Genomic DNA, 22,062 nt, shown 5'->3' with positions numbered 1-22,062 from the left:
TCTCCTTATAAAAACGAACGCAAGACGGCGTTAAATTGTCCGAATGCATCTAAGTAGCTGTAATGTCCGCCTTCCAAGACCACTAGCCCCGCTCCGGGGATCTTCTTCTCGAAGACCTCCGCCATATAAAGAGGCGTGGCGTCGTCTTTATCGCCCCAAATAAGGAGCGTCTCCGCCTGAATATCCGGAAAAACCTCTTCCGTGTTTTCATTTACCACTTTTACGAAGACCTTGCGCATAATGCCGTCGGCGGCACGATAATCGTCACTCCCGTGGTTTTTATAAAAGCCCTTCATGGCTTCTTCCTTGTCTTTCCAGAAAAAGGCGGCGCGGTAAAGGAATTTCATGAGTTTGAAAGAATACACCTTCACATAATACGACGGTTTGCGCTTGGGCTTTACGCCGCTGGCGTCAATGAGCACGAGCCTCTTCACCTTTTCGGGATAGCGCGAGGCGAAAAGCGTAAGGGTCTTACCGCCGAAAGAATGTCCCACACAGTGGGCGGATTCCACGCCGAAATAATCGTAAACGGCATGAAGAAGTTCCATATATTCTTCCCCTCCGATCACCTCTGTAGGCGCGTCGCTATCGCCGTGGCCATAAGCGTCGTAGGCGATCACGCGGTATTTATCTTTCAGTGCATTGACAATGGGCATGACCGACTCGATCATGGCGCCCCAACCGTGTAAGACAAACACGATATCCTCGCCGATTTTCGTATCGACGAGAGCAATTTGTTTTCCATTTATTTGAATGTATTCTTTCTCCATCCCATCCCCCTCAACTGCTCATTATACCATAGCTTATAAAAGAATTGACCCCATTCCCCGCTGAAGACTTCTAGGATAATTCAATTAATTGTTCTTTTCTAAGCTAGATATTGTATGCAGATGTGAAAATTGTAGACATGGTATTTTCCTAGTGTTATGATTAAGCAAAGGATATCGTACAATAGGAGGTTACTATGGAATTTTTATCATTAAAAGATCATGTTTATAATTTTATAGCCGAGCAAATTCGCTTGGGAAAATTAAATTCCAATGAAAAAGTAAACGAACAAGATATTTGTCAGCAACTAAATATTTCCCGTACACCGGTGCGCGAGGCGCTGATTCAGTTGGCCGCCGACGGCTTTTTGGATTCCGCACCGCGCAGAGGGTTCCGCGTCAAGCCCCTTACAAAGGAAGAGGGCAAGGATATTTACCGCATTCTCGCTCCTCTGGATGCACTGGCGGCCGAGCTCGCACTCGAAAATTTAACGGAAGAAGATTTAAACTCCATGGACGATTTAACGGAGCTTATGAGTTTCCATATTAACCGCTTCCAATTCGACGAGTACTTCGATCTTCAGGAGAGATTTCACGAAACTTATATCGAAAAATCCAACAACGAAACTCTTATCGATACCATCAACCGTCTGCAACGTCGCTTTATTCGCCAAGGCCTCGATGTGGGAGAGAATAAAGACTTGCAGAACCTGCTGATCGAGACCAACAGACAACACTCCCATATTACCGATCTCTTCCGGGAAAAGAAAATCGACGAGTTGAAAGACTACCTTATCAACACCCACTGGGAATATCACTTCTCGGAAATTGGCCATACGGCGACAGACATCTAGTAATACAGAGGCTCGCCTCTGTATTTTTTTGGAGGGAAATATGACCATTTACATGAACGCCATCGATTACGGTACGCCGGAACACGACGAGGCTATTCGCCTGCGCCAACATATTCTCTACGCTCCCTACAATGAGCTCTTCGACGACGAACGCATGACATTGGATCGGGACAAAACCATTTACGGCCTTTACGACGACGAGAAACTGGTCGGCGCCCTCGTTACCTCAAAAGAAGAAGATAAAATCCATATTCACGAAATCCTGGTGGACTACCATAAGCGCCGCCAAGGGCTTGGCCATCAAATGCTCAGCTTCCTGGAAGCCCGCATGGAAAAAGGCCAAATTCTATCGTCGTCGGGTCCCCTTTCCGCTCGCGGCTTTTTCGAACGCAACGGCTTTCAGCCGAAGACAAAATACAGCGGCGTCAACGACCGCATGCGCATCGATTACGAGAAAAAAATCGGAAGCAAAGCCCGCAATCCCCTTCCCCTCTTTGCTAAAGAACAAGAACAGCCTCTGGTTTACTTCACGACGAAAACTATGGGCTTCGAACTGATCCCCACCATCCGTAACTATTTCCCGAAAGAGCAGCTTATCGTCGTAGACCTCCTGCGCGACGACCCTTATTGGTTGGAACTGGCCCGAAGAGTTAAGACGGAAACAGCAAAGTATTCCATTATAGCCCCCGAATTGTACGGCAATCGCAATTTCCGCCCCCTGGAAGACTTCGATCTGCCGAAAGTAGCGGCGGAAGAAGTTAAGCGAGTCAGCAAGACCAAGACGGCCCTCGTCATCGGTACGGAAATGCAGTTTAAATCCAACGATTATCGCGCCGCTTTCGACGCAATAGACGGCTCCCTTACCGCCGTAGAAATGACACTGGACAGAGACGGCTTTAGAAGCGGCCACACCCTGGACGCCGATTTTTATACGGTCCTCGCCGCTCATCTGGACGAGCTTAAAGAGAAAAACTTCGACACCCTCCTGATCGTCGATTCCAAGCTTTCCACTCAATCCGATGCCATCGAAAAATTCCTGGAAGAGAGCTTAAAGCGTCGACTTCATCGCGTGGACGTATTCGATCTTTTAATGACGGGATTGCGAAAAGAACTTGTAGAAAATAATCTGCTGCGCCACGACGCAACGGAAGGCAAGCTGACTATTTTCTCCGAAACCCCGAATCGCGCCCGTGAAGCACTGATCCTCCACCATCCGGCGGAACGTAGCGCCGATATCCAAACCATCCGATGATCCTATTACTCCTCGTAGATTTAGACAATGCCATCGCAAAAGACGACGAACAGATCCTCTTTATTCCCGAAGACCTGAAGCGCTTTAAAGAACGGACCGAAGGCCATATCCTCGTCATGGGTCGAAAGACATTTGAAGCTACCGGCACCCTTCCCCGCCGTAAAACATTCGTTATGACGCGGCAAAAGAAAGAACCCGAGCCTCACGTCCACTACTTTAAAGACGAAGAAGAACTGAACCGCCTGATAGAGAAATTTCCCGAGCGGAAAGTATTTCTCGTCGGCGGTGCCGGCGTAGTAAAAAGCCTTTGGCACCGGATCGAAGAAGCTTATCTTACCCGCGTGCCCGCCCACACGGGAGGAGAGACGACGATTCCCTCTTTGGAGGATGAATTCGAACTGAAAGAAGATAAACCCTTTACGGAAAAAGCGAGAGAAGAACATTGGGTAAGAAGAGAAAGCTCATTTTAGATATATGATCTAAAATGAGCTTTTTTGATTAGAAAAAATAAAGACAGCTTTAATGTAAAAATCTTCTTTGATTCGGTTTACATACTACCCGAAAACCATAACGCGGGGAAAGGTAAGAGGGCGAATCCGGATGCCCTATTCCTTTTCCCGGAAAAAGTTTAAGATGAATTCTTTCCTTTTTCAAGAAAAAACCTTCTGGTTAAAAATAAAAAACTTTCGATCGCATTAAAAAAATACATTCACGCATGAAACTCCTTTTTAAACTCGGTTTTAAATAACCAGAAAAACTTTTCCGCGAACCCCATCCCCATTCTGGCCGGCTTTTTGATGAGAAGAAAATACCTGCGGCATTTTCCGCATCAGATGGAATTCATGCGAAAGTTTTGTGTTTCATTTGGGGGAATATATTCGCATACCTCGGGCGGGCAGGCCCGCCCCTACATTGGGACTCAACAGAATCTTTTTATTTTGTGTCGGTCAGACATCGTCGCGTTTCCTATAAAAATATTTTTATCCTAACCACACCTTGCACGCTCGTAGGGGCGAGCTGAAGCCCTAGCCTGAAATCTTTGATTTCATGGCAGGTCTCAATTCAAAAATCTCCAAGAAGCCGAGCGAAGCGACGACTGATTGGGTAGATTTGACGGACGCTCGCCCGTTATCTGTGGGCGAATATAATGGTCCAATTTAGAGAATTTATTCCGCGACACAGCCCATGTAGAGGCTCTAGTATTGATGACAAGAGAGTAAGGTATTAAAGTCTTTGAAAGGCTTGAAATCAATAGGCTTATGAATTTTGGACTAGATAATTATAGATTTAAAATATTGAAATTAGTCTTCAAAAATATTTTTCAAATACTTAGTCGTAGCAACACTATAAATATTATGAAAGGGTTGTGTCAACACTTTGGATATTTTGATAGGTCGTGTCAACGGTATAGATGGAGAAAAATGATAAATAGATTTGAATTTATATGATTAATTAGAAACAAATAATCTTAAAGGAGCTCTTCCCGATGTTTCATTTAACAATCCAGATGAACTTGGTAAGGGAAAAGAACTTGTTGATAAATTTATTATACATGAGAGGACAGCGACTTTTTTATATAGGGTGTTTCATTTAATATTACCACTCGCCTATAGAGAATATTTATGATAATTGTTTGAAAAAAACATATTTGCTGATACAATACTATGCAGATGAATTATTAGGAGGAATTATGAAAAATAGAGAAGAAGTATTACAAGAAAGAATTGAAAGAAGAAATAGTAGACATGAAATAGGTAACAACATTTCATGGTCAGCAATATTTGCTGGTGCAGTGACATTTATCGCTGTAATGTTCTTACTAAGTTTTATAGGATCATCAATCGGATTTGCAACTTTAGACTTTCAATCATCAAATCCATTTAATGGATTATTTACAGGTGTTGGTATTTGGACAGTAGTTCAATTATTAGTATCTTTATTTGCAGCAGGTTTTGTTGGAGGATTAGCAGCTAAAAGAGTTGGTTTATTGCATGGTTTCTTATCATGGGCATTATCAATGGCTTTAGTAGTTGTAATGTTATTCACAGCTGTTACAGCAACAGTTAAAACTGCAGCAAATACAGCAGGATCAGTAGCTGGGGCAGCAGGTAGTGTAGCTGGAAAAGCAGCATCTACAGTTTCAGAAAATGTATCATCATTAAGTTCAACAGCTTTTGAAAAAGTAGGTCAAGAAGTTGAAGGTGTTGATTCAAAAGAATTACAAGCTAATGTAGAAAAATACTTAAAAGATTCAGAAAATGAAAAATTAAGACCAGGATACTTGCAATCACAAGTTGATGAATCAGTAGAAGAAATCAAACAAGCAGCAAAAGATATAGCTTTAAATCCTGAAAATGCAGAAAAAATTGGTAAGGATACAGCAGATAAAATAGGTGCAAGAGCAGAAGACATTGCAAATTCAGTATCACAAGAAGATATTACAAATGCAGTAGCAAAAAACTCAGACCTATCAGAAACTGAAGTTGAAGAAATATCAAACAACATATATGATGGTTTACAAAAAACATATGCACAAGCAGAAAAAACATTTAACGAAGCTTCAGTAGAAGTTACAAAAGCAGTAGAACAAGCTAAAGTAACAGCAGAAAATACTGTAGAAGAAGCAAAAGAAACAGGTAATGATGTTACAAGCACATCAAGCAAGGCTTCATTATTAATCTTTGTTGGATTGTTATTAAGTGCTATTGCAGCAATGTTTGGTGGTTTATTAGGTTCAAGAGTATCTAATGAAAGATTTATAGAAGAAAACTAATAGAAAAAAATATATAATTTGTTTATATCACTTAGCCTAGGCTAAGTGATTTTTTTGGAGATTATTAAATAATCACTAAATTAAATATTTTTTATAATGGTAAAATATACCAATACTAAAGCAAAGAGAAGTAAAGAATGTAGACAAAAGAAAATAAACTTCGTACATGGTCAAGGCAAAAGAAAACATCAACTTCAACGAGACTATGAACAACTAAAAGATTGGAAAAGCAAACTAAAAACTTATCAGAAACATCGATATGTTTTCGAAAACGCAAAAATGGTCTTTTTATCCATAGTGTCGACTCGAGGCAACAGGAATCGAAGCCCGTTAGGGCTTCGGACTGCTGGAAAGCGTTAGGGTGGAAAGGATTGGGGCCCGGGGAAAAAATTTAAGATGAATGCTTTCCTTTTTCAAGAAAAAATCTTCCGTAACAACCTATCCAAAAACATATTGCCATTAAAAAAGAGTCGATAAAAATCGACTCTTTTTTTAATATCTTATTTTGCTGCTTCAACGGGATATTGTGCTTCCATCCATGCGCCGATTCCGCCGGGATGACGAACAACATTAGTGAAGCCTTCTTCTTGGGCGATAAGTGCGCCTACGTGAGAGCGTTCACAGCCTACGAAACCGCAGTAAAGAACGATTTCTTTTGCTTTATCGTCGCCGAGTGCTTTAACAAAAGCTTCTCTTTGTTCCGGAGTAACTTCTTCCATGGTAACGGGAAGTTCTGCATTTAATGCGCCGGGGATGTGGTTCTTGTCATAAGACTTAGCGGGCATAGTGTCGATAAGCACCATGTCTTCTTTAGCGTCGACTTTTTTCTTTAAGTCTTCGGTGCTGATCATTTGGTACTTACCTTCTTCTACAGCTTTTACGAGATTCATGGAAGCCATTTCGATTTCAACTTCGCTGCCGTCTCTCGAAGTGCCGGGAAGATCTTTCATTTCAACTGCGGGAGCTTCCGCGCCTGCGTTTGCCGTTTCGTTGTCAGCTTGATTGTTCGCGCCGTTGCCGCAACCTACGAGTAAAAGAGCGGACAGTGCAGTAACTGCAAATACTTTACCTAATTTCATAAAAATACCTCCTTGTGATAATTGTAGCGTATCATTTTATGCTTTATTTGTAAATCGCTTTCCTCAGATTTTAAAAAATTTTCAGAAAATTCTCACATCCTTATGAAAAGAATTCCGTTTTTAATTTATCATTTTATTCGATGAAAGAATGAAGTATACTAGATGTTGAGGAGTTTTTACATAATTAAAGGAGGTTCTCTTGAAAGAAATATCCATACGGGAGCTGGTCTTTACAGCTCTATTTATCGCCTTGGTGTACGTTTTCACCTGGCTCGTTAAAATCCAACTGCCCTTTGCCCCGAACGGCGGCCTTATTCACTTGGGCAATGTTCCCTTTTTCTTAGCCTGTATCTTCTTCGGCAAGCGCACCGGCATGCTTTCAGGTGCCATCGGCCTGGGCCTGTTCGATCTTACCAGCGGATGGGTGTTATGGTCGCCTATGACGGTAATTTCCGCCCTCATTATGGGCTACATTCTGGCCACATTTAATTTCAACAAATTCAGCCTTCGAAATTATTCTATTTCCATTATTCTCGTCACCATCGTCAAAATTCTTACTTACTATATCGGCGAGTCCATTATGTTCGGCTCCCTCGTAGCGCCCCTGGCCTCCATACCGGGTAATATAATTCAAATCATCGTCTCCGCCATTATCGTGGGCGTCCTCGTAAAGCCCATGGCGCGAGTTATGAAAAACATCGCCAAATAAAAAACGGCAAGGGATTTTTCCCTCGCCGTTTTTTATTTGCTTTCAGCTTTATATCCCGCTTCGAGCCAAGCATCGATTCCGCCCGGATGGCGCAATACATTGGTGAAGCCTTCTTCTTTTGCGATAAGCGCACCCACATGGGAGCGGTAGCAGCTTACCCGTCCGCAATAAATGATCACCGGTTTATTCTTGTCTTCGCCGAGAGCCTTCACAAAAGCTGCCCGACGTTCGGGATCCACTTCTTCCATTTTTCCGGGCAGTACCGCACCGACGGCGCCGGGAATGTGGTTTTTGCGATAGGAATCTTCGGGCATGGTGTCGATGATCACCATATCTTCCTCTGCGTCTAATTTCTTTTTAATGTCCTCTGTAGAAATCAGATCATATCCTCCGCTTGCCGTATCCTTTACTAAATTCATGGCCGCTTCTTCCGCCGCAAGCTCGCTATGAGGTTTCACATCGGCGGGAATGCTGCAGGATCCGCCGCCACCCATTAGAGTGAAGGTAGAGAGAGTGGACAGTTTTATTAATTTCGAAAGTTTCATAAATAGACTCCTTTTCATTTTGTGAGATATAGGATTATTTCATGTATACCCATAGAATAGGCGTTCTCTATTGGATTCTCCTTTCTTCCATAGCGCTATATTTGTATTTTCTATAAGGGCCCGATCTAAAGCTGCACAATAAAAAAACGACACCGAAGTGTCGCTTTTATTATTTTTTCGGCCCCAAGTACTGATTGTCGCCGAAGGCCGGGAAGAGGGCGAGGACGGGAAAGAATGCCCCGATGATCGAAAGCCCCATGCCGCAGCCGAAGCGGCGCATAATCTGATAGTTCAATGCCAAAGCGTAGAATATGTTCACGATGGGAACGAAGGCGAGCAGTCCATAGGGATAGCTTCCGTAGGCGATTTTTGAAAGGACGAAGAGATTCACTATGGGAATAATAGATAAGATTCCCGAAAACCCGGCCTTTTCAAATAGTTTCCACCACCCGACGATGCAGATGATATAGACAATTCCGCCGATCAACGTCGTGTTTCCCGATGAAAGATAGTTGTAAAAGTCTTGTGCTGTGTGTTCCATAATAACCTCTCTTATTATCTTCTTCCTTTATTTCCTGCGATTGTAAAAGTGTACAGCAGAGGTAAATACCTGTCAATTCCCTTAAAGGTTTTCTTTTATAACATCCATCAAAAGGCGACGTTCTCGTAATTCTACACCCTCAATCGGTTTGATTTTATTTATTGCGGGCGTGTAAATGGTTTTAAAGCCCATGCGGGCAGCCTCTTTTATGCGGGATTCCATACCGGGGATCACTTTCAGTTCTCCCGTAAGGCCCACATCCCCGATAAAAAGAGTGTTGCGATCGATGGGTTTATTCTTGAGAGCCGAGGCCATGCTCATAAGGGCGGCCAAATTGCAGGCACCCTCTTTGAGCCTGAGATTACCCGTCGTCTTGACCACGACGTTTTTGTCGTAAAGGGAAAGCCGCCCCCGCTCTTCTAAAATGGAGAGCAAAACCCCGAGCTGTTCTCTTCTGAAACATTCGCTGATGCGCTCGGGATAGGGGGTAAAGCTCTTGCTCACCAAGCTTTCGATTTCTACAATAATGCTCCGCGTCCCCTCCCGCACGATGCACATGGCGCTTCCCGGCACTTCGCTTCCCGCTTCCCGCTTGGTCATAAAGTGGGCGGAGGGATTGTCGATGGAGAGCATGCCCTTCTCCGTCATATTGAAAAAGCCCATTTCTCCTGTGGAGCCAAAGCGATTTTTCGTCGCCTGTAAAATGCGAAGCTCTTCCCGCATCTCGTCGTCGATATAGAGCACGGTATCGACCAAGTGTTCCAGTGCCCGCACCCCTGCCAGGGAATCCTGTTTCGTCAACTGGCCGACGATAAAGACGGCGCGGGGCTTTTCGGAACTTTTGGCGTAATCCACGAGGCGATTGGCACATTCCATGGTCTGGGTGGGCGTGCCGGCCCGAGCCGTAAATTCATCCAAAGTAAAGGTCTGAATACTGTCCAGGATAATCACATCGGCATCGATCGATTCGATCCAGTGGCTTACATCATCCATAGAGGTGCCGGAGTAGATCCAAATATTATCGGAAATTTCATCGGCGATCCGTTCGGCGCGCATTTTGATCTGGGTCTCGCTCTCTTCCCCGGAGGCGTAGAGCACGTGAAGCCCCTCTTTTGCCAGGGCATTGGCGATTTGAAAGAGGAGAGTGGATTTCCCCGCACCCGGTTTGGCGGCGAGAATGCTCACCCCGTCTTCTACGATGCCGCCGCCCATGACCCGGTCGAATTCTTCCATGCCGCTTAAAAGTCGCTTTTTCGCCTCGCCGGAAACGTCTTTTAAACGTTTGGCCGGCTTGGAACTTCCCTTCGGCTTCCCGGGCTTGGATTTCGCCTCCACCACTTCTTCAAAGGTGTTCCACTGACCGCAGTTGGGGCATTTGCTGAAATAGCCGGAGCTTTTATAGCCGCATTCCCTGCAGACATAGCCTCTACCCTTCATGGACCGGGATCTCTTTCGCGGCGTCACTCGTAAAGACGAGCTCACCTTCTTCTACGCCCACATGAATGGCGTCTTCTTTCGCCACATGGCCCATTAGAATTTCATCGGCCAGACGATCTTCGATATTTTTCCGGATGGAGCGGATTAAGGGGCGCGCACCGTATTCCTCATCGAAACCTTCTTCCCCGATATAGTCGATGACATCTTCAGAGAAGTCGACTGCGAACTCTCCGGCTTCCAAACGCTCTTGAAGATCGCGAAGCATAAGTTTCACGATTTCCCGGACCTGTTCTTTTTCCAGATACTTAAAGACAATGATCTCATCGATACGGTTTAAAAATTCCGGACGGAAAGTATCCTTCAGTTTTTCCTGAATGGTTTCCACCATCTTATCGTAGCCCTGGGCAGCTGCTTTGTCCGGTGCGCCGAAACCCATGGTATTTTGTTTTTTAAGAAGGGTAGCCCCCACATTACTCGTCATAATAAGCACGGTGTTTTTAAAGTCCACGGTTCTGCCCTGGCCGTCGGTCAGTCGGCCGTCGTCTAAAATTTGCAGAAGCATATTAAAGACATCCGGATGTGCCTTTTCAATTTCATCGAAGAGCACGACGGAATAGGGCTTTCTGCGCACGGCTTCCGTGAGCTGTCCCCCTTCATCGTAGCCCACATATCCCGGAGGAGAACCTACGAGTCTGGATACACTGTGTTTTTCCATATATTCGCTCATGTCTATGCGAATCATGGCGTCGTCGTCGCCGAAAAGACTCTTGGCGAGACTCTTAGCGAGATAAGTTTTCCCGACCCCTGTAGGACCTACGAAAATAAAGCTTCCGATAGGTTTATCCGGGCTCTTCAGCCCCACTCTCGCCCGCTTAATGGCCCGAGCCACCGATTCTACCGCTTGAGGCTGACCGATGACTTCGTCGTTTAAGTCCCTTTCAAGTTGCACCAGTCGCTCGCTCTCTTCGGCGTTCATGGTGGTGACGGGAACGCCGCTCCACTTGCTTACGATCTCGGCGATTTCTTCTTCCGTTACGATCATGTTTTGAGCGTGTTTTTCCCTGTCCCAATGTTTCTTTTCGTCGGCGAGGGCTTCTTTTAAATTCTTTTCTTCGTCTCGAAGCTTCGCCGCTTCCTCGAAGTTTTGGGCGTTTACCGCCTCTTCCTTTTCCTTGGAGAGCTTGTTCAGCTTGTCTTCCAATTCCTTCAGGGCATTGGGGCTGTTAAAGTTTTCCACGCGAAGCTTGCTCGCCGCCTCGTCGATTAGGTCGATGGCCTTGTCGGGCAAGAATCGATCGTTGATGTAGCGGTGGGAAAGCTCCGCCGCCGCTATGAGGGCATCATCGGTAATCTTTACATTGTGGTGGGCTTCGTATTTATCCCGCACGCCTTTTAAAATTTGAATGGCGTCTTCTACAGAAGGCTCCTCGACCATAATGGGCATGAGCCGACGCTCGAAGGCCGTATCCTTTTCGATATGCTTGCGGTATTCGTCGATGGTGGTTGCGCCGATAATTTGCAAATCCCCCTTGGTGAGAGAGGGCTTTAAAATATTCGAAGCATCCATGGCCCCTTCCGCGCCGCCGGCGCCGATAACCACGTGAATTTCGTCGATAAATAAAATAACATCTTCACGATGTTCCACTTCAGCGATGACATCTTTCAAACGTTCCTCGAAGTCTCCTCGGTATTTGGCTCCGGCGATTAAAGCGGATACATCCAGTGTGTAGATCTGTTTGTCTTTAATAATCTCCGGCACATCTCCTTCGACGATGCGCTGGGCCAATCCTTCGGCGATGGCGGTTTTACCGACCCCGGGTTCCCCGATTAAGACGGGATTATTCTTCGTGCGGCGCACGAGGACTTGAATGATACGCTCGATTTCGTCTTTTCTGCCGATCACCGGGTCGATCTTACCCTGTTCCGCCCGTTCGTTGAGATTGTAGCCGAATTCTTCGAGGGCCGACTCATCTTCCAATTCGCCGAGATCCTCTCCGCCTCCGTCGACTCTCTTGATGACCATGAAAATACTGCGTTCTAAAGTGTCCACATCGATACCTAAATTGCGCAGGGCCAAGACGGCGACCCCCTTACCTTCTCTTAAAATCGCCAGGAGAAGATGTTCCGTGCCGATATAGTTGTGGCCCAGTTCGTTTGCGATCTCAAGTGCCAGCTCGAAGATCTTCTTTGTTCGCGGAGTATAGGTGAGGGTGGTGACGGTCTTATCTTCCGCCGCCACGATTTCAGCAATGGCCTCCCTCGCCCGCTCGTAATTGACCCCGACCTGCATTAAAATACTCGATGCGCCGCCGGGCTCTTTTAAAATACCGAGCAGAATATGCTCGCTTCCTATATATGAATGGCCTTGTTCCCTGGCCTCCGACTGGGCGAAGACCATGGCACGTTGACTTTTTTCGGTGAATTTTCCGAACATAGCCATTAAAATACCTCCTTTATTAATTGACGCACCTTATTGGCGCGGTAAATATTACTGCTCCTCTCGTCGAGGAAACTGCCCCTTTCCATCTGAAGATGGGCTTTTCCAAGGGAAATCATTAAGTCGTATAAATCGAAATCTTTTTTCGGCGAGAGCACGGAAAGTTCGATACCCAGTTTCATATGGCTTAAATGGAGCATGGCCTCTTCATAGCTCATGATCCGCGCGTTGCGGAGTACGCCGTAACTGCGCCGCGCCATGTCCTCCAGCTCGATTAAGTGATCCAGATACATTTCCTTGCGCTTTATACGCTCCAAAGCCGCCACTTCCGCCGTAATGGATTTTGCACGCTTTAAAAATTCTTCTTCGCTGAGACCCAATGTGCGCTCGTTTGAAATTTGGTACACATGGCCTACGATTTTAGAGCCTTCGCCCCGCATGCCCCTCAGTACGAAACCCATACGCGCAATAGAACGTTCCAGACGCTCCATGCCGAGGGTATCCAAGGCCGGCAAGTGCATCATGCAGCCGGCGCGAAGGCCCGTGCCCACATTAGTGGGGCAGGCAGTTAAATAGCCGAGCTTGTTGTCGAAAGACACGGGAAGTTCATCTTCTATGGCCCGTGCAATCTCTTTCATTCGTTCGTATTCTTCATCGAGGAAAAAGCCTTTGCGCATATCTTGCATGCGCAAATGGTCTTCTTCCATGACCATAATGGTTTCGCCACCTTCGCCGATAAAATAGCCGGCCTGATCTTTATTTTTCATCAACTGCATGCTGATGCGATTTTCTTCCAAATCGTAAAGGCTCTTTAAAGGCTTTACATCGGCTAAGGGGTAGAAGGTCCAGAAGTCGTCTCGCTTGTGGAGCACATCGATGATTTTTTCCGTAAGTTCCCGGGCCTCCTCGTCGCTCAAATGACCGGGATAGCCGTAGCCCTGAATATTCCGCGCCAGGCGAATCCTTGAGGTGAGGAGAATTTGATCATTCTTCATGGCCCACCTCCAGCGCCTTTAAATCGTCCCGCAAAAGAGCGGCGTCTTCGTAGCGCTCCTCGGCCACGGCGCGGTCCAATTCTTTTTGGAGCTCCGCCTGCTTTTGATTAAGAGCCCTTTCCTCGCGAAAAGCTTTCGGCGCCTCCCCTACGTGTTCCTTTGCGCCTTGAATTCGCGGAAGCACCTTATCCAGTTCTTCGGCGAAAGTTTCATAACATTGATCGCAGCCGAACATTCCCGTCTTCCGAACCTTGGGAAGGCTCGTGTGACAATGGGGGCAGGTGCGATCTTCTCCGGAATCCAGATTTCCCTGAAACATGGATAAAAGCTCCTGCATCACCGATTGAATATCGAGGGGCGGCAATTGTACTACGGGGAATTGCTCCTTGATCAGGGATTGAAAACAGGAACTGCATAGATGTTGTTCCTTGGTTTCGTCGTTTTCGACAGTGGTAAAGTTGATCGTCGCCTCGTTTTCGTGGCAGTGTTCACAGCGCATAGGTCACCTCCTTAGGCAAAAATACCGAGCAGGACGTTTTGAAGCATCTCCGCCCGAACGGCGTTGCGTTCGTCCCCTGCGCCGGCGAGGGCGCGGTCACTCATGGCGATGACGAGAAGATGGCCTTCCCGCTCCGAAAGATACCCGCTCTCTTCTAAAGATTTTAAAAGACGATTGGCATGGGACTGTGTAATACTCGTACCCACTTCCTCATTTAAAAGGTCAAAATATTGTTTTTCGTCATTCAGCTCCACCTTCACGATGCGAATAAAGCCGCCGCCTCCCCTGCGGGATTCGACGAAAAAACCTTGCACCGGCGTAAAGCGCGTGGTGAGAACGTAATTTATTTGGCTGGGGGCGCAACCGAAATGCTCCGCCAGCACATTGCGTTTAATTTCAATTCGCCCGTCTTCTTCCAGCAGAAGACCGAGAATATAATCTTCGATATGATTACTTAAGCGTGCCATATCCCCCTCCTAACTTAGTTTCTGTATTAGTAGTATAAAATAATAGTCAAAGATTGTCAATATCAGACTATGACGGTAGGATATAGATTCTTTTCCACAAAAAAACATCCCCTCGAAAGAGAGGATGTTGTATTTAAAGTTTTCCCACGGCGATCCATTGATCCATAGCTGCATCGTATTTAAAGAAGATGCCCTTGTTTAAGTCCAAGCGGTACCGTTCGACGGTTAAGATACGTTCCGGGTAATCTTCGATTAAATCGTAAGCGTAAATATTTTTTGCGGCGAGAGCGTCGCGATCGGCGTCGAGGGAATCGATGAGTTTAAAGGGCGCTTTTTTATACTCCGCCGGCAATTTATTATAGAGCCAGGTGGCGGCGATTTCTTCGTCGGTCTTTTCTACTTTGGCGTCGATGCTAACGGTAAAAGTCTTCGCGTCCCAGCTGACTTTTTGATCGAAAAGTTCTACCACGGCCCGCAGAGGAATAAAAGCGCGATCTTCTTTAATGGTAGGTTTGACATCGAGGGGCACGGCTTTGGCGGATTTTAAAATCCCTTCCACATCTTTCGTTTGGAAAGAATCTTTGATCGTCGCATTATAAAAAGCGTCTACATCTTTCGCTTGAATGAGAAGAGCTTCCATTGAATCCACCTTTAAATAAATTCCCGCTTCCGGCTTGTTCGTGTCAAAATTCATTTTCGTTAGGAAAATGTCCCGCCCGTCTTTGTTCCAATACACTTGGTAATCCAAAGATTCGGCAACGAAGCGAACGGGCACCATGGTGCGATCCTTTTCGATATAAGCGGCAGGTTTAGATTCTACAACTTTTCCGTTTACATTCAATGTCAGATCCCGCTGAGCGAATACCGACATGGGGAGACAGACGAGAGCCAGCACGAGAGCTAAGATCTTCAATCTTTTCATAAGAACTTCCTTTCTCATAAACAGCCTGTGACGGACAACATTCAAATGTTCGTCACTATGTAATACTTTCTTGCTTTATTATAGCACTTTTTATGGGGTAAAGGACACCATAAAAAGTGGGCCATGATTTCTACAAGCTCCAAAAATAATTTGTTCACCGATTTAAATTGACGCCCACCTGTGGCGGGCGAGCAGGCTCGCCCCTACGTGAGCGTAAAGTATGGTCGTTGCGGATATCATTTTATAACATTGGGTGAGAATATCGGTCCGACAGAAAATCTGTTATCTCGGATGAAATCCAATGTAGGGGCGTGCCCTGCACGCCCATTAGTCGAGAACGACGATATTTACCCGACTTATTAGGTGTCCTCTAGCGACGCAGCCCCATAGGAATTAAACGGCGTTAGCCGTTTAAACATTTAGAAAGCGTTATGGTGGAAAGGATTGGGGTCCGGGGAAGATTTTTAAGATGAATGGATTACTTTTGAAAGAGAAAAACCATCCGAACAAATTATAAAAAATTTTCACGCATAAAAAAATCAGCACAAGGGATTTCCCTTATGCTGATTGATATTACATAAAGATGCCGCCGAATTGTACAAAGAGCGGAGCGAATACTAAGGATACGACGGTGATCAACTTGATCAAGATGTTCAAGCTGGGGCCGGAAGTATCTTTGAAGGGGTCGCCGACAGTGTCGCCGGTTACCGCTGCTTTGTGCGCTTCGGAGCCTTTGCCGCCGTGTGCGCCGCCTTCGACGTATTTCTTAGCGTTGTCCCAAGCGCCGCCTGCGTTACTCATGAAGATCGCCATAAGAACGCCGGTTACAAGGGCACCTGCTTGAAGGCCGCCCAGTGCTTCAGTACCGAGTAAGAAGCCTACGAGAAGGGGTACGATAACGGCGATAATGCCGGGTACGACCATTTCTTTTAGGGCTGCACCGGTAGAAATATCGACACATTTAGCGTATTCCGGAGTGGAAGTTCCTTCCATAATGCCGGGGATCGCTTTAAATTGACGACGTACTTCTTCGATCATAGCCGTTGCCGCATTACCTACCGCACTCATGGTGAGAGCGGAGAAAGCGAAGGGCAACATACCGCCGATAAAGGTACCGGCAATTACACTCGGCTTGGAAATATCGATGCCTGCAAGGCCCGTCGCTTGAATATAGGAAACAAACAGGGAAAGAGCCGTTAAAGCTGCAGAACCGATGGCAAAGCCTTTACCGATAGCGGCCGTGGTGTTACCGACGGAGTCTAAGGAGTCGGTGATTTCGCGAACTTCTTCGGGGAGTTCACACATTTCGGCAATACCGCCTGCGTTGTCGGCGATGGGGCCGTAAGCGTCGACGGCGATGGTGGATGCCGTAGTAGCGAGCATACCTACTGCCGCAAGGGCGATGCTGTACAAGCCGAAGACAGCGTCTTCATGACCGCCGCCGAGGGAGTATGCGGCGATGATGCCGATAGCCAGTACGATGATCGGGCCGACGGTGGACATCATACCGACGGAAAGGCCGGCGATGATATTGGTGGAAGCGCCCGTTTCAGATTCTCTTGCGATACGTTGTACGGGAGCGTAGTTGTCGGCTGTGTAGTATTCGGTGATTTTAGAGATAATCAAGCCGACGCACACGCCGATAATAACCGGCCAGAAGACGGAAAGTCCGCCGAAAATTTTACTGGAAAGGATACCTGCGCAAACAATGGTGATACCCGATGCCACATAGGTACCGATGTTTAATGCTTTTTGAGGATTCTTGTCTCCTTTTACAAAGAACATGGAAATGATCGATGCAGCGATGCCGATTGCGGCGATAGAAAGACCGTATTGAATACCTTTGTCTTGGAATGCCAAGAAACCGAGAGTAATAACGGAAAGTAGCGCACCGACATAGGATTCGAACAAGTCGGCACCCATACCTGCTACGTCGCCGACGTTATCGCCTACGTTGTCCGCAATAACGGCGGGGTTTCTCGGGTCGTCTTCCGGAATACCGGCTTCGACTTTACCGACCAGGTCGGCACCGACGTCGGCCGCTTTGGTGTAGATACCGCCGCCGACACGTGCGAAGAGTGCGATGGACGATGCACCGAGGGAGAAGCCCGTAATGATTTCAGCATTGCCGAACCATAAATAGAATAAGGAAATACCGACGATACCGAGACCGACGACGACAAGACCCATAACGGCCCCGCCGGAGAAGGCGATATCGAGGGCTTTAGCCATACCGTGGGTGTGGGCAGCTTGTGCTGTACGAACATTGGCTTTGGTGGCCGTGTTCATGCCGATGTAGCCGGCGAGAACGGAAAAGATTGCGCCGACGATAAAGCAGACGGCGGTTTGCCAGTTAATGGCAAAGAATAAAACAGCCGCCAATACGACGACAAAGACGACGAGAGCTTTGTACTCACGTTGTAAAAATGCCATGGCTCCTTCGTGGATATAGCCGGAAATTTCTTTCATGCGTTCGTTACCTGCGTCTTGCTTACCTACGTAAGAAGCTTTGTAAAGGCCGAACAGAATGGCGATAATCCCGATGATAGGAGCAATAATTAAAATATTGTAATTCATGATTCCTCCTGGTTATTTCGTAATCGCAACTAATAAAATGGTCGCAATAAAAAAGATAATGGATGATACAAGCGTAATACGCTTTAACATTTCTTTACGGCTCGTCCCCCGATTGGAGCCCCATTCAGACGAAGCACTTCCGCTGCCGTCAAGGGTTCCGAGGCCCACTTGGTTAGATTCCTGAACAACTACAGACCCCGTGACGCAAATAGCCGAAAGAGCGACGATCACACTTAAAAATGTGGTCAAACTTACACCTCCTCGATGAAAAGATCTACTTATAACGTTTCTATACTACCATAGCGTACACTTTATTGCAATTAAATTAAGGCTCTAAAAGGCTTGTTTTACACATTTCCCAATTTGTAACTTACAGCCTTCTCCTCTATGCTATACTGATCGAAAAGGAGTGAATATCATGTACCAAGACTATCCCTACGGCTCCAAACGCACCGTGACCTACGGCAAGGCCATGGTGCTCGCCTCGAACCCGGCAGCCGCCAAGGCCGGAGAGACGGTTTTACGCCAAGGCGGCAATGCCGTAGACGCCGCCGTCGCCGTGGCCGCCGCCCAAACAGTAGTCGAGCCTACGAGTAACGGATTGGGGAGCGATTTATTCGCCATTCTCTCCATAGGCGATACACTCTACGGCTACAATGGAAGCGGCAAGAGCCCGGCTTCCCTCTCCCTATCCGCCATGAAGGAGAAAGGCCACGATACTATGCCCGATTTCGGCATCGAATCCGTCGGCGTACCCGGCGCCGTAAAGGCTTGGGCAGATATTCATAGCTTACACGGAAAACTCCCTTTTAAAGACGTTCTCGCCCCCGCCATTCGCTATGTGAAAGAAGGATACGTCCTCTCCCCTACGGTGGCGCGCATTTGGGCCATGGAACTGGACAAGCGTAGGAAGTGTGGCGGCCCTCTCTACGAAAGCTTTTGGGAACAGTTCTCCATAAACGGCGAAGCGCCGAAAGCCGGCGACACCATTCATTTTCCCCATATGGCTCGCACCCTGGAATCTATTGCAAATGACGGCGGACAGGATTTTTATAATGGCGCCATCGCCGAGAGAATCGAGTCTTTTATGAAAGAACAGGGCGGCTATATGACCGCTCACGATTTGTCCCGCCAGGAAACCCTCGAGGTCAAGCCCCTTTCCGTCTCTTTCGAAGGCGCCGAGGTTTGGGAATTGCCTCCCAACGGCCAGGGGATCTCCGTCTTAATGGCCCTCGAGATCTTAAAACACAAATCGACAGTTCCACGAGACGGTGTAAGCGCCCACTACATCGCCGAGGCGATTAAGCGAACCATGACCGATGCGGCGAGGTATGTTACCGATCCCGAGCATATGTCTTTAACGCCGGAAGATCTTTTAAATCCGAAGTATCTGAAAAAATGTGCTGATCGTATCGGCGAAGAGGCGGAGACGATCCGCTACGGCAATCCCCTGGATCGCTCCACGGTATATTTCGCCGTGGGCGACGAGGACGGCAATATGGTCTCCATGATTCAGTCCAATTACGACGGCTTCGGCGCGGGGATCGTCGTGCCGGAAACGGGGATCTCTCTAAACAATCGCCTGTTGAATTTCACGTTGGAGGAAGGCCACGACAATTGCCTCGCCGGGGGAAAAAGACCATATCACACGATTATCCCCGGTTTTCTCACTAAAGACGGTGCGCCCTACGGTGCCTTCGGCGTTATGGGCGGCTTTATGCAGCCACAAGGCCACGTGCAGACCCTCCTCGAGTTATTACGCTACGGTCGCAATCCTCAGGCGGCCCTCGACGCGCCGCGCTTTATGTGGACGGGAGACAAAACCCTCGTCGTAGAGAAAGATTACGATGAAAAAGCCGTGGAAGAATTGATCCGTCGGGGCCACCGTATCGAACGCCCTGCCCACGATCTCGATATGGGCAGAGGTCAGTACCTCCTATACGACCGGGAGCGAAAGGTCTATATGGGCGGCACGGAAAAGCGCTGCGACGGTTACATCGCCGTCGTCGAATAATCTACAAATCATTCAATATAAAGACAGGAGATACGCAATATGAAATATGTAAAACGAGCCCTTCCCTTTCTTCTTTTAATTTTTATCCTCGAAATTGTCGCCAGCGTCATTGTAGTTCACCGTGGCAACGGCACCTGGCAGTTCAGTGATTTTTACAGCAAACCTATGAATTGGTATATTCCCCTCATTTATTTGGTATCCAATGTGTTGGCGGGCATTAACCGAGATCATATGAAGAAAAAATAATCTGCCCAATATAAAAACCGGAGACACATCCTGTCTCCGGTTTTATTTTGCCTATAAGCTTTTATCGTCTTTTACCTGGTGCATGGCCTCGTGGCCTCTTGGAATTTCCGGTAGTTATCTAAATTTCGCCGGGTGAAATTGCCATGGCGGAATACTTCCTTTACAAAGCTTTCTCCGGCGAATAAAATGAAGATGAGAGGTGATATCATGAAAGATTTAAAAACAACAAGCTTACTCCTTGCCGTAGTCTTCCTCGGCCCCATTTTGGTGAACTACTTCATTTCCATGAGGATCTACGGTCATTGGCAGTTCAGTGATTTTTATAAAAATCTCTATTATTGGATCTTTATCGGCGCCACAATTTTTTTCAGAATCCTCGTTTACATGATATCTCACTATGGTAAAGGAAACAGTGCACACAAGAAAGATTGATTTTGCCCATTAAAAAACCGGAGACTCCCTATGTCTCCGGTTCTTTTTTTGCCAAACTCTCTTACCAGGTACAAATTCCCGTCACTTCCTGCAATTTCCAAAGATGACGCATAAAGAATCCGCCTTCATAATATGCCACAAAAGGCAAAGTATATTCGCCGTCTTCGTTATTCCAAAGCCTGTTAAAGTAGCGGTCTATTTCTTCATGCATAGGAGAATGTCTCTCCATCTCCACTGCCACATTTGTTTCCAAATTATAATTATTTAAATTTCGCCTCGTATAATTTGCGCTCCCTAAAATCGCATAAGGTGCACGATCTTGAAAGTCGAAATAAATCATCTTAGTGTGGAATTGTTCCCCATGGGTGTTGTACCAGCGAACTTGTATCTCCGGCACTTCGTCCTTCAACTCGCTGAGGGCCGGCCGGTTCGGCGAACCGTTTTTCTCAATGCCGAAGGCGTCTTTGTTCAGATCCGCAATAATTCTCACGTCGACGCCCCGTTTAGCGGCTTCCCCGAGTTCCTTCAGAATCTCGAACTCCGAAATATAGAAAATCCCGACCCTAATCTTATCGCCTTTTTTACTCTTGCGAATATTTTCAGAAAGCGCATTATGGATTTTTTCCTCGGTGATTACTTTCAGTCTATAGGGCGAGTCTTCTACATTGCAGCGAAAATTATTAATAGCCTCAGGGATTTCATCGAAAAAGACACTTTCCGAACGGATCAAATCCTCCATCGGTTTTCCCCGAAATACCATCGCCACATTGGAATGATAGGCGCTGGGATCGTGAGGATTGGCCGACGCTACGACGGCTTCTTTCTCGGAAATCACGACCTTCCGATGATTACCCTTAAAATTAGCCAGCTTTAAAATGGATCGAACCGTAACCTTCTCTCCGTCCCGAGCAAAAAAGTTTCGTATCCAACCTCTGCCGCCGGTACCGAACCACTGGATATAGGCCCTGTAAAATCCCGAAAAAAGAGGATTAGAGTCTCTCATTTGATTGAGATCCGTAACGACTACCTGAACTCCGGCGTCCCTCAGCCTCTTAATATTGTCCTCTTCATAGGCGCCGTAAAAATTGTTAATGGGATCGGTGACGAATAATATGGGCATAGACGGCCGAGCTTTTTTCTTTTCGATTAAAAGATCGGTCATTGCCTCCACTTGATTGGGAAATTTTAATTCTTTATTATACTCGTCATTAAAGAGGAAAAAATCGACGACGAGAAATTCTTCTGCATTTTTTATGGTCTCCATTTCCCGATTAAAGATATTTTGCTCGTGAATTTTCTTTCCTTCTTTTACGTAACTGAGATCGTAAATAAACTCCGCCTCCGTGAGCTCCGGATTTCCGGAGATATTCGTTCCCTCGGGATTTTTGGTCATCAAACTATAGATAACGGGAATGAGCAGTAATAGGATGATCAAGAGAAGCTTCCTTTTACTTTTAACTTGTTTCAAGTGTCCTCCTTTATAAAAAACACACCATACTTTGTCGATCTCATAATT

The 22,062-nt window shown here is 46.5% G+C and carries 21 protein-coding genes; 8 read left to right on the top strand and 13 right to left on the bottom strand.

Features of this window, described 5'->3' with window-relative positions; translation table 11 throughout:
• Window positions 1–5: 5 nt before the first annotated feature.
• Window positions 6–770 (bottom strand): alpha/beta fold hydrolase, encoded by a 765-nt coding sequence (locus PEPTYR26121_RS06820; protein WP_180500492.1) that lies wholly within the window; start codon window positions 768–770, stop codon window positions 6–8.
• 194 nt (window positions 771–964) lie between these two features.
• Here PEPTYR26121_RS06820 and PEPTYR26121_RS06815 point away from each other — a divergent pair, with 194 nt between their 5' ends.
• From PEPTYR26121_RS06815 to PEPTYR26121_RS06800, 4 genes are all read left to right on the top strand, one after another.
• Entirely contained in the window at window positions 965–1,621 is a 657-nt protein-coding gene (locus PEPTYR26121_RS06815) for a GntR family transcriptional regulator (RefSeq protein ID WP_180500490.1), read from the top strand.
• Between the two features lie 40 nt (window positions 1,622–1,661).
• Window positions 1,662–2,873 carry a GNAT family N-acetyltransferase gene (locus PEPTYR26121_RS06810; protein WP_180500488.1) on the top strand — a complete coding sequence of 404 codons (1,212 nt, stop codon included), beginning with the start codon at window positions 1,662–1,664 and terminating at the stop codon, window positions 2,871–2,873.
• A complete protein-coding gene (locus PEPTYR26121_RS06805) occupies window positions 2,870–3,343 on the top strand; it encodes a dihydrofolate reductase (protein WP_180500486.1) in 474 nt (157 codons plus the stop codon). The genes PEPTYR26121_RS06810 and PEPTYR26121_RS06805 overlap by 4 nt, the downstream gene beginning before the upstream one ends.
• Window positions 3,344–4,563: 1,220 nt before the next feature.
• On the top strand, window positions 4,564–5,646 hold the full coding sequence (locus tag PEPTYR26121_RS06800) for a YrzE family protein (RefSeq protein WP_180500484.1): 1,083 nt from the start codon (window positions 4,564–4,566) through the stop codon (window positions 5,644–5,646).
• Between the two features lie 500 nt (window positions 5,647–6,146).
• Here the strand turns inward: PEPTYR26121_RS06800 and PEPTYR26121_RS06795 are convergent, their stop codons facing one another.
• Window positions 6,147–6,725 (bottom strand): rhodanese-like domain-containing protein, encoded by a 579-nt coding sequence (locus PEPTYR26121_RS06795; RefSeq protein ID WP_246285916.1) that lies wholly within the window; start codon window positions 6,723–6,725, stop codon window positions 6,147–6,149.
• A 199-nt stretch (window positions 6,726–6,924) separates the two neighbouring features.
• On the opposite strand from PEPTYR26121_RS06795, the gene PEPTYR26121_RS06790 reads away from it, so the two are divergent.
• A complete protein-coding gene (locus tag PEPTYR26121_RS06790; RefSeq protein WP_180500482.1) occupies window positions 6,925–7,434 on the top strand; it encodes an ECF transporter S component in 510 nt (169 codons plus the stop codon).
• Between the two features lie 32 nt (window positions 7,435–7,466).
• Here the strand turns inward: PEPTYR26121_RS06790 and PEPTYR26121_RS06785 are convergent, their stop codons facing one another.
• From PEPTYR26121_RS06785 to secG, 10 genes are all read right to left on the bottom strand, one after another.
• Window positions 7,467–7,979, bottom strand: coding sequence for a rhodanese-like domain-containing protein (locus tag PEPTYR26121_RS06785; RefSeq protein ID WP_180500480.1), 513 nt, complete (start codon window positions 7,977–7,979; stop codon window positions 7,467–7,469).
• 169 nt (window positions 7,980–8,148) lie between these two features.
• Window positions 8,149–8,520 carry a DUF5684 domain-containing protein gene (locus PEPTYR26121_RS06780; protein ID WP_180500478.1) on the bottom strand — a complete coding sequence of 124 codons (372 nt, stop codon included), beginning with the start codon at window positions 8,518–8,520 and terminating at the stop codon, window positions 8,149–8,151.
• 81 nt (window positions 8,521–8,601) lie between these two features.
• Window positions 8,602–9,957 (bottom strand): DNA repair protein RadA, encoded by a 1,356-nt coding sequence (radA, locus tag PEPTYR26121_RS06775; RefSeq protein ID WP_180500476.1) that lies wholly within the window; start codon window positions 9,955–9,957, stop codon window positions 8,602–8,604.
• Window positions 9,947–12,397, bottom strand: a complete 2,451-nt coding sequence (locus PEPTYR26121_RS06770; protein ID WP_180500475.1) for an ATP-dependent Clp protease ATP-binding subunit — start codon at window positions 12,395–12,397, stop codon at window positions 9,947–9,949. The genes radA and PEPTYR26121_RS06770 overlap by 11 nt, the downstream gene beginning before the upstream one ends.
• The gene (locus PEPTYR26121_RS06765) at window positions 12,397–13,389 is read right to left on the bottom strand and encodes a hypothetical protein (protein WP_180500473.1); all 993 of its coding nucleotides are present in this window, start codon (window positions 13,387–13,389) and stop codon (window positions 12,397–12,399) included. The genes PEPTYR26121_RS06770 and PEPTYR26121_RS06765 overlap by 1 nt, the downstream gene beginning before the upstream one ends.
• Window positions 13,379–13,888, bottom strand: a complete 510-nt coding sequence (locus PEPTYR26121_RS06760) for a DUF7685 domain-containing protein (RefSeq protein ID WP_180500472.1) — start codon at window positions 13,886–13,888, stop codon at window positions 13,379–13,381. The genes PEPTYR26121_RS06765 and PEPTYR26121_RS06760 overlap by 11 nt, the downstream gene beginning before the upstream one ends.
• Window positions 13,889–13,899: 11 nt before the next feature.
• On the bottom strand, window positions 13,900–14,355 hold the full coding sequence (locus PEPTYR26121_RS06755; RefSeq protein WP_180500470.1) for a CtsR family transcriptional regulator: 456 nt from the start codon (window positions 14,353–14,355) through the stop codon (window positions 13,900–13,902).
• A 133-nt stretch (window positions 14,356–14,488) separates the two neighbouring features.
• Complete coding sequence (locus tag PEPTYR26121_RS06750) at window positions 14,489–15,277, bottom strand: copper amine oxidase N-terminal domain-containing protein (protein WP_180500468.1); 789 nt, start codon at window positions 15,275–15,277, stop codon at window positions 14,489–14,491.
• Window positions 15,278–15,850: 573 nt separating this feature from the next.
• Complete coding sequence (locus PEPTYR26121_RS06745) at window positions 15,851–17,854, bottom strand: sodium-translocating pyrophosphatase (RefSeq protein ID WP_180500466.1); 2,004 nt, start codon at window positions 17,852–17,854, stop codon at window positions 15,851–15,853.
• Window positions 17,855–17,866: 12 nt separating this feature from the next.
• A complete protein-coding gene (gene secG, locus PEPTYR26121_RS06740) occupies window positions 17,867–18,103 on the bottom strand; it encodes a preprotein translocase subunit SecG (RefSeq protein ID WP_180500464.1) in 237 nt (78 codons plus the stop codon).
• A 169-nt stretch (window positions 18,104–18,272) separates the two neighbouring features.
• Between secG and PEPTYR26121_RS06735 the strand changes: the two genes are divergently transcribed.
• The 3 genes from PEPTYR26121_RS06735 (at window position 18,273) to PEPTYR26121_RS06725 (ending at window position 20,546) form a co-directional block, all read left to right on the top strand.
• Window positions 18,273–19,868 (top strand): gamma-glutamyltransferase family protein, encoded by a 1,596-nt coding sequence (locus tag PEPTYR26121_RS06735; RefSeq protein ID WP_246285915.1) that lies wholly within the window; start codon window positions 18,273–18,275, stop codon window positions 19,866–19,868.
• Between the two features lie 39 nt (window positions 19,869–19,907).
• Complete coding sequence (locus PEPTYR26121_RS06730) at window positions 19,908–20,114, top strand: hypothetical protein (protein WP_180500462.1); 207 nt, start codon at window positions 19,908–19,910, stop codon at window positions 20,112–20,114.
• Window positions 20,115–20,321: 207 nt separating this feature from the next.
• Window positions 20,322–20,546 (top strand): hypothetical protein, encoded by a 225-nt coding sequence (locus PEPTYR26121_RS06725; RefSeq protein WP_180500460.1) that lies wholly within the window; start codon window positions 20,322–20,324, stop codon window positions 20,544–20,546.
• A gap of 61 nt (window positions 20,547–20,607) precedes the next feature.
• On the opposite strand, the gene PEPTYR26121_RS06720 is transcribed toward PEPTYR26121_RS06725, so the two are convergent.
• Window positions 20,608–22,014 carry a phospholipase D family protein gene (locus PEPTYR26121_RS06720; protein WP_246285914.1) on the bottom strand — a complete coding sequence of 469 codons (1,407 nt, stop codon included), beginning with the start codon at window positions 22,012–22,014 and terminating at the stop codon, window positions 20,608–20,610.
• Window positions 22,015–22,062 lie beyond the last annotated feature (48 nt).

This window comes from Aedoeadaptatus nemausensis (assembly GCF_903819165.1).
Taxonomy (GTDB): Bacteria; Bacillota; Clostridia; order Tissierellales; family Peptoniphilaceae; genus Aedoeadaptatus; species Aedoeadaptatus nemausensis.
This window is presented reverse-complemented; position numbering and strand designations above follow the sequence as displayed.

Excerpts from the sequence above, each read along its gene's own strand:
- PEPTYR26121_RS06800 (WP_180500484.1), top strand. The coding sequence starts at position 4,564 with ATGAAAAATAGAGAAGAAGTATTACAAGAAAGAATTGAAAGAAGAAAT.
- PEPTYR26121_RS06770 (WP_180500475.1), bottom strand. The coding sequence starts at position 12,397 with ATGGCTATGTTCGGAAAATTCACCGAAAAAAGTCAACGTGCCATGGTC.
- PEPTYR26121_RS06760 (WP_180500472.1), bottom strand. The coding sequence starts at position 13,888 with ATGCGCTGTGAACACTGCCACGAAAACGAGGCGACGATCAACTTTACC.
- PEPTYR26121_RS06810 (WP_180500488.1), top strand. The coding sequence starts at position 1,662 with ATGACCATTTACATGAACGCCATCGATTACGGTACGCCGGAACACGAC.
- PEPTYR26121_RS06820 (WP_180500492.1), bottom strand. The coding sequence starts at position 770 with ATGGAGAAAGAATACATTCAAATAAATGGAAAACAAATTGCTCTCGTC.
- PEPTYR26121_RS06805 (WP_180500486.1), top strand. The coding sequence starts at position 2,870 with ATGATCCTATTACTCCTCGTAGATTTAGACAATGCCATCGCAAAAGAC.
- radA (WP_180500476.1), bottom strand. The coding sequence starts at position 9,957 with ATGAAGGGTAGAGGCTATGTCTGCAGGGAATGCGGCTATAAAAGCTCC.
- PEPTYR26121_RS06735 (WP_246285915.1), top strand. The coding sequence starts at position 18,273 with ATGTACCAAGACTATCCCTACGGCTCCAAACGCACCGTGACCTACGGC.
- PEPTYR26121_RS06780 (WP_180500478.1), bottom strand. The coding sequence starts at position 8,520 with ATGGAACACACAGCACAAGACTTTTACAACTATCTTTCATCGGGAAAC.
- PEPTYR26121_RS06815 (WP_180500490.1), top strand. The coding sequence starts at position 965 with ATGGAATTTTTATCATTAAAAGATCATGTTTATAATTTTATAGCCGAG.
- PEPTYR26121_RS06745 (WP_180500466.1), bottom strand. The coding sequence starts at position 17,854 with ATGAATTACAATATTTTAATTATTGCTCCTATCATCGGGATTATCGCC.
- PEPTYR26121_RS06795 (WP_246285916.1), bottom strand. The coding sequence starts at position 6,725 with ATGAAATTAGGTAAAGTATTTGCAGTTACTGCACTGTCCGCTCTTTTA.
- PEPTYR26121_RS06765 (WP_180500473.1), bottom strand. The coding sequence starts at position 13,389 with ATGAAGAATGATCAAATTCTCCTCACCTCAAGGATTCGCCTGGCGCGG.
- PEPTYR26121_RS06750 (WP_180500468.1), bottom strand. The coding sequence starts at position 15,277 with ATGAAAAGATTGAAGATCTTAGCTCTCGTGCTGGCTCTCGTCTGTCTC.
- PEPTYR26121_RS06730 (WP_180500462.1), top strand. The coding sequence starts at position 19,908 with ATGAAATATGTAAAACGAGCCCTTCCCTTTCTTCTTTTAATTTTTATC.
- PEPTYR26121_RS06725 (WP_180500460.1), top strand. The coding sequence starts at position 20,322 with ATGAAAGATTTAAAAACAACAAGCTTACTCCTTGCCGTAGTCTTCCTC.
- PEPTYR26121_RS06755 (WP_180500470.1), bottom strand. The coding sequence starts at position 14,355 with ATGGCACGCTTAAGTAATCATATCGAAGATTATATTCTCGGTCTTCTG.
- PEPTYR26121_RS06785 (WP_180500480.1), bottom strand. The coding sequence starts at position 7,979 with ATGAAACTTTCGAAATTAATAAAACTGTCCACTCTCTCTACCTTCACT.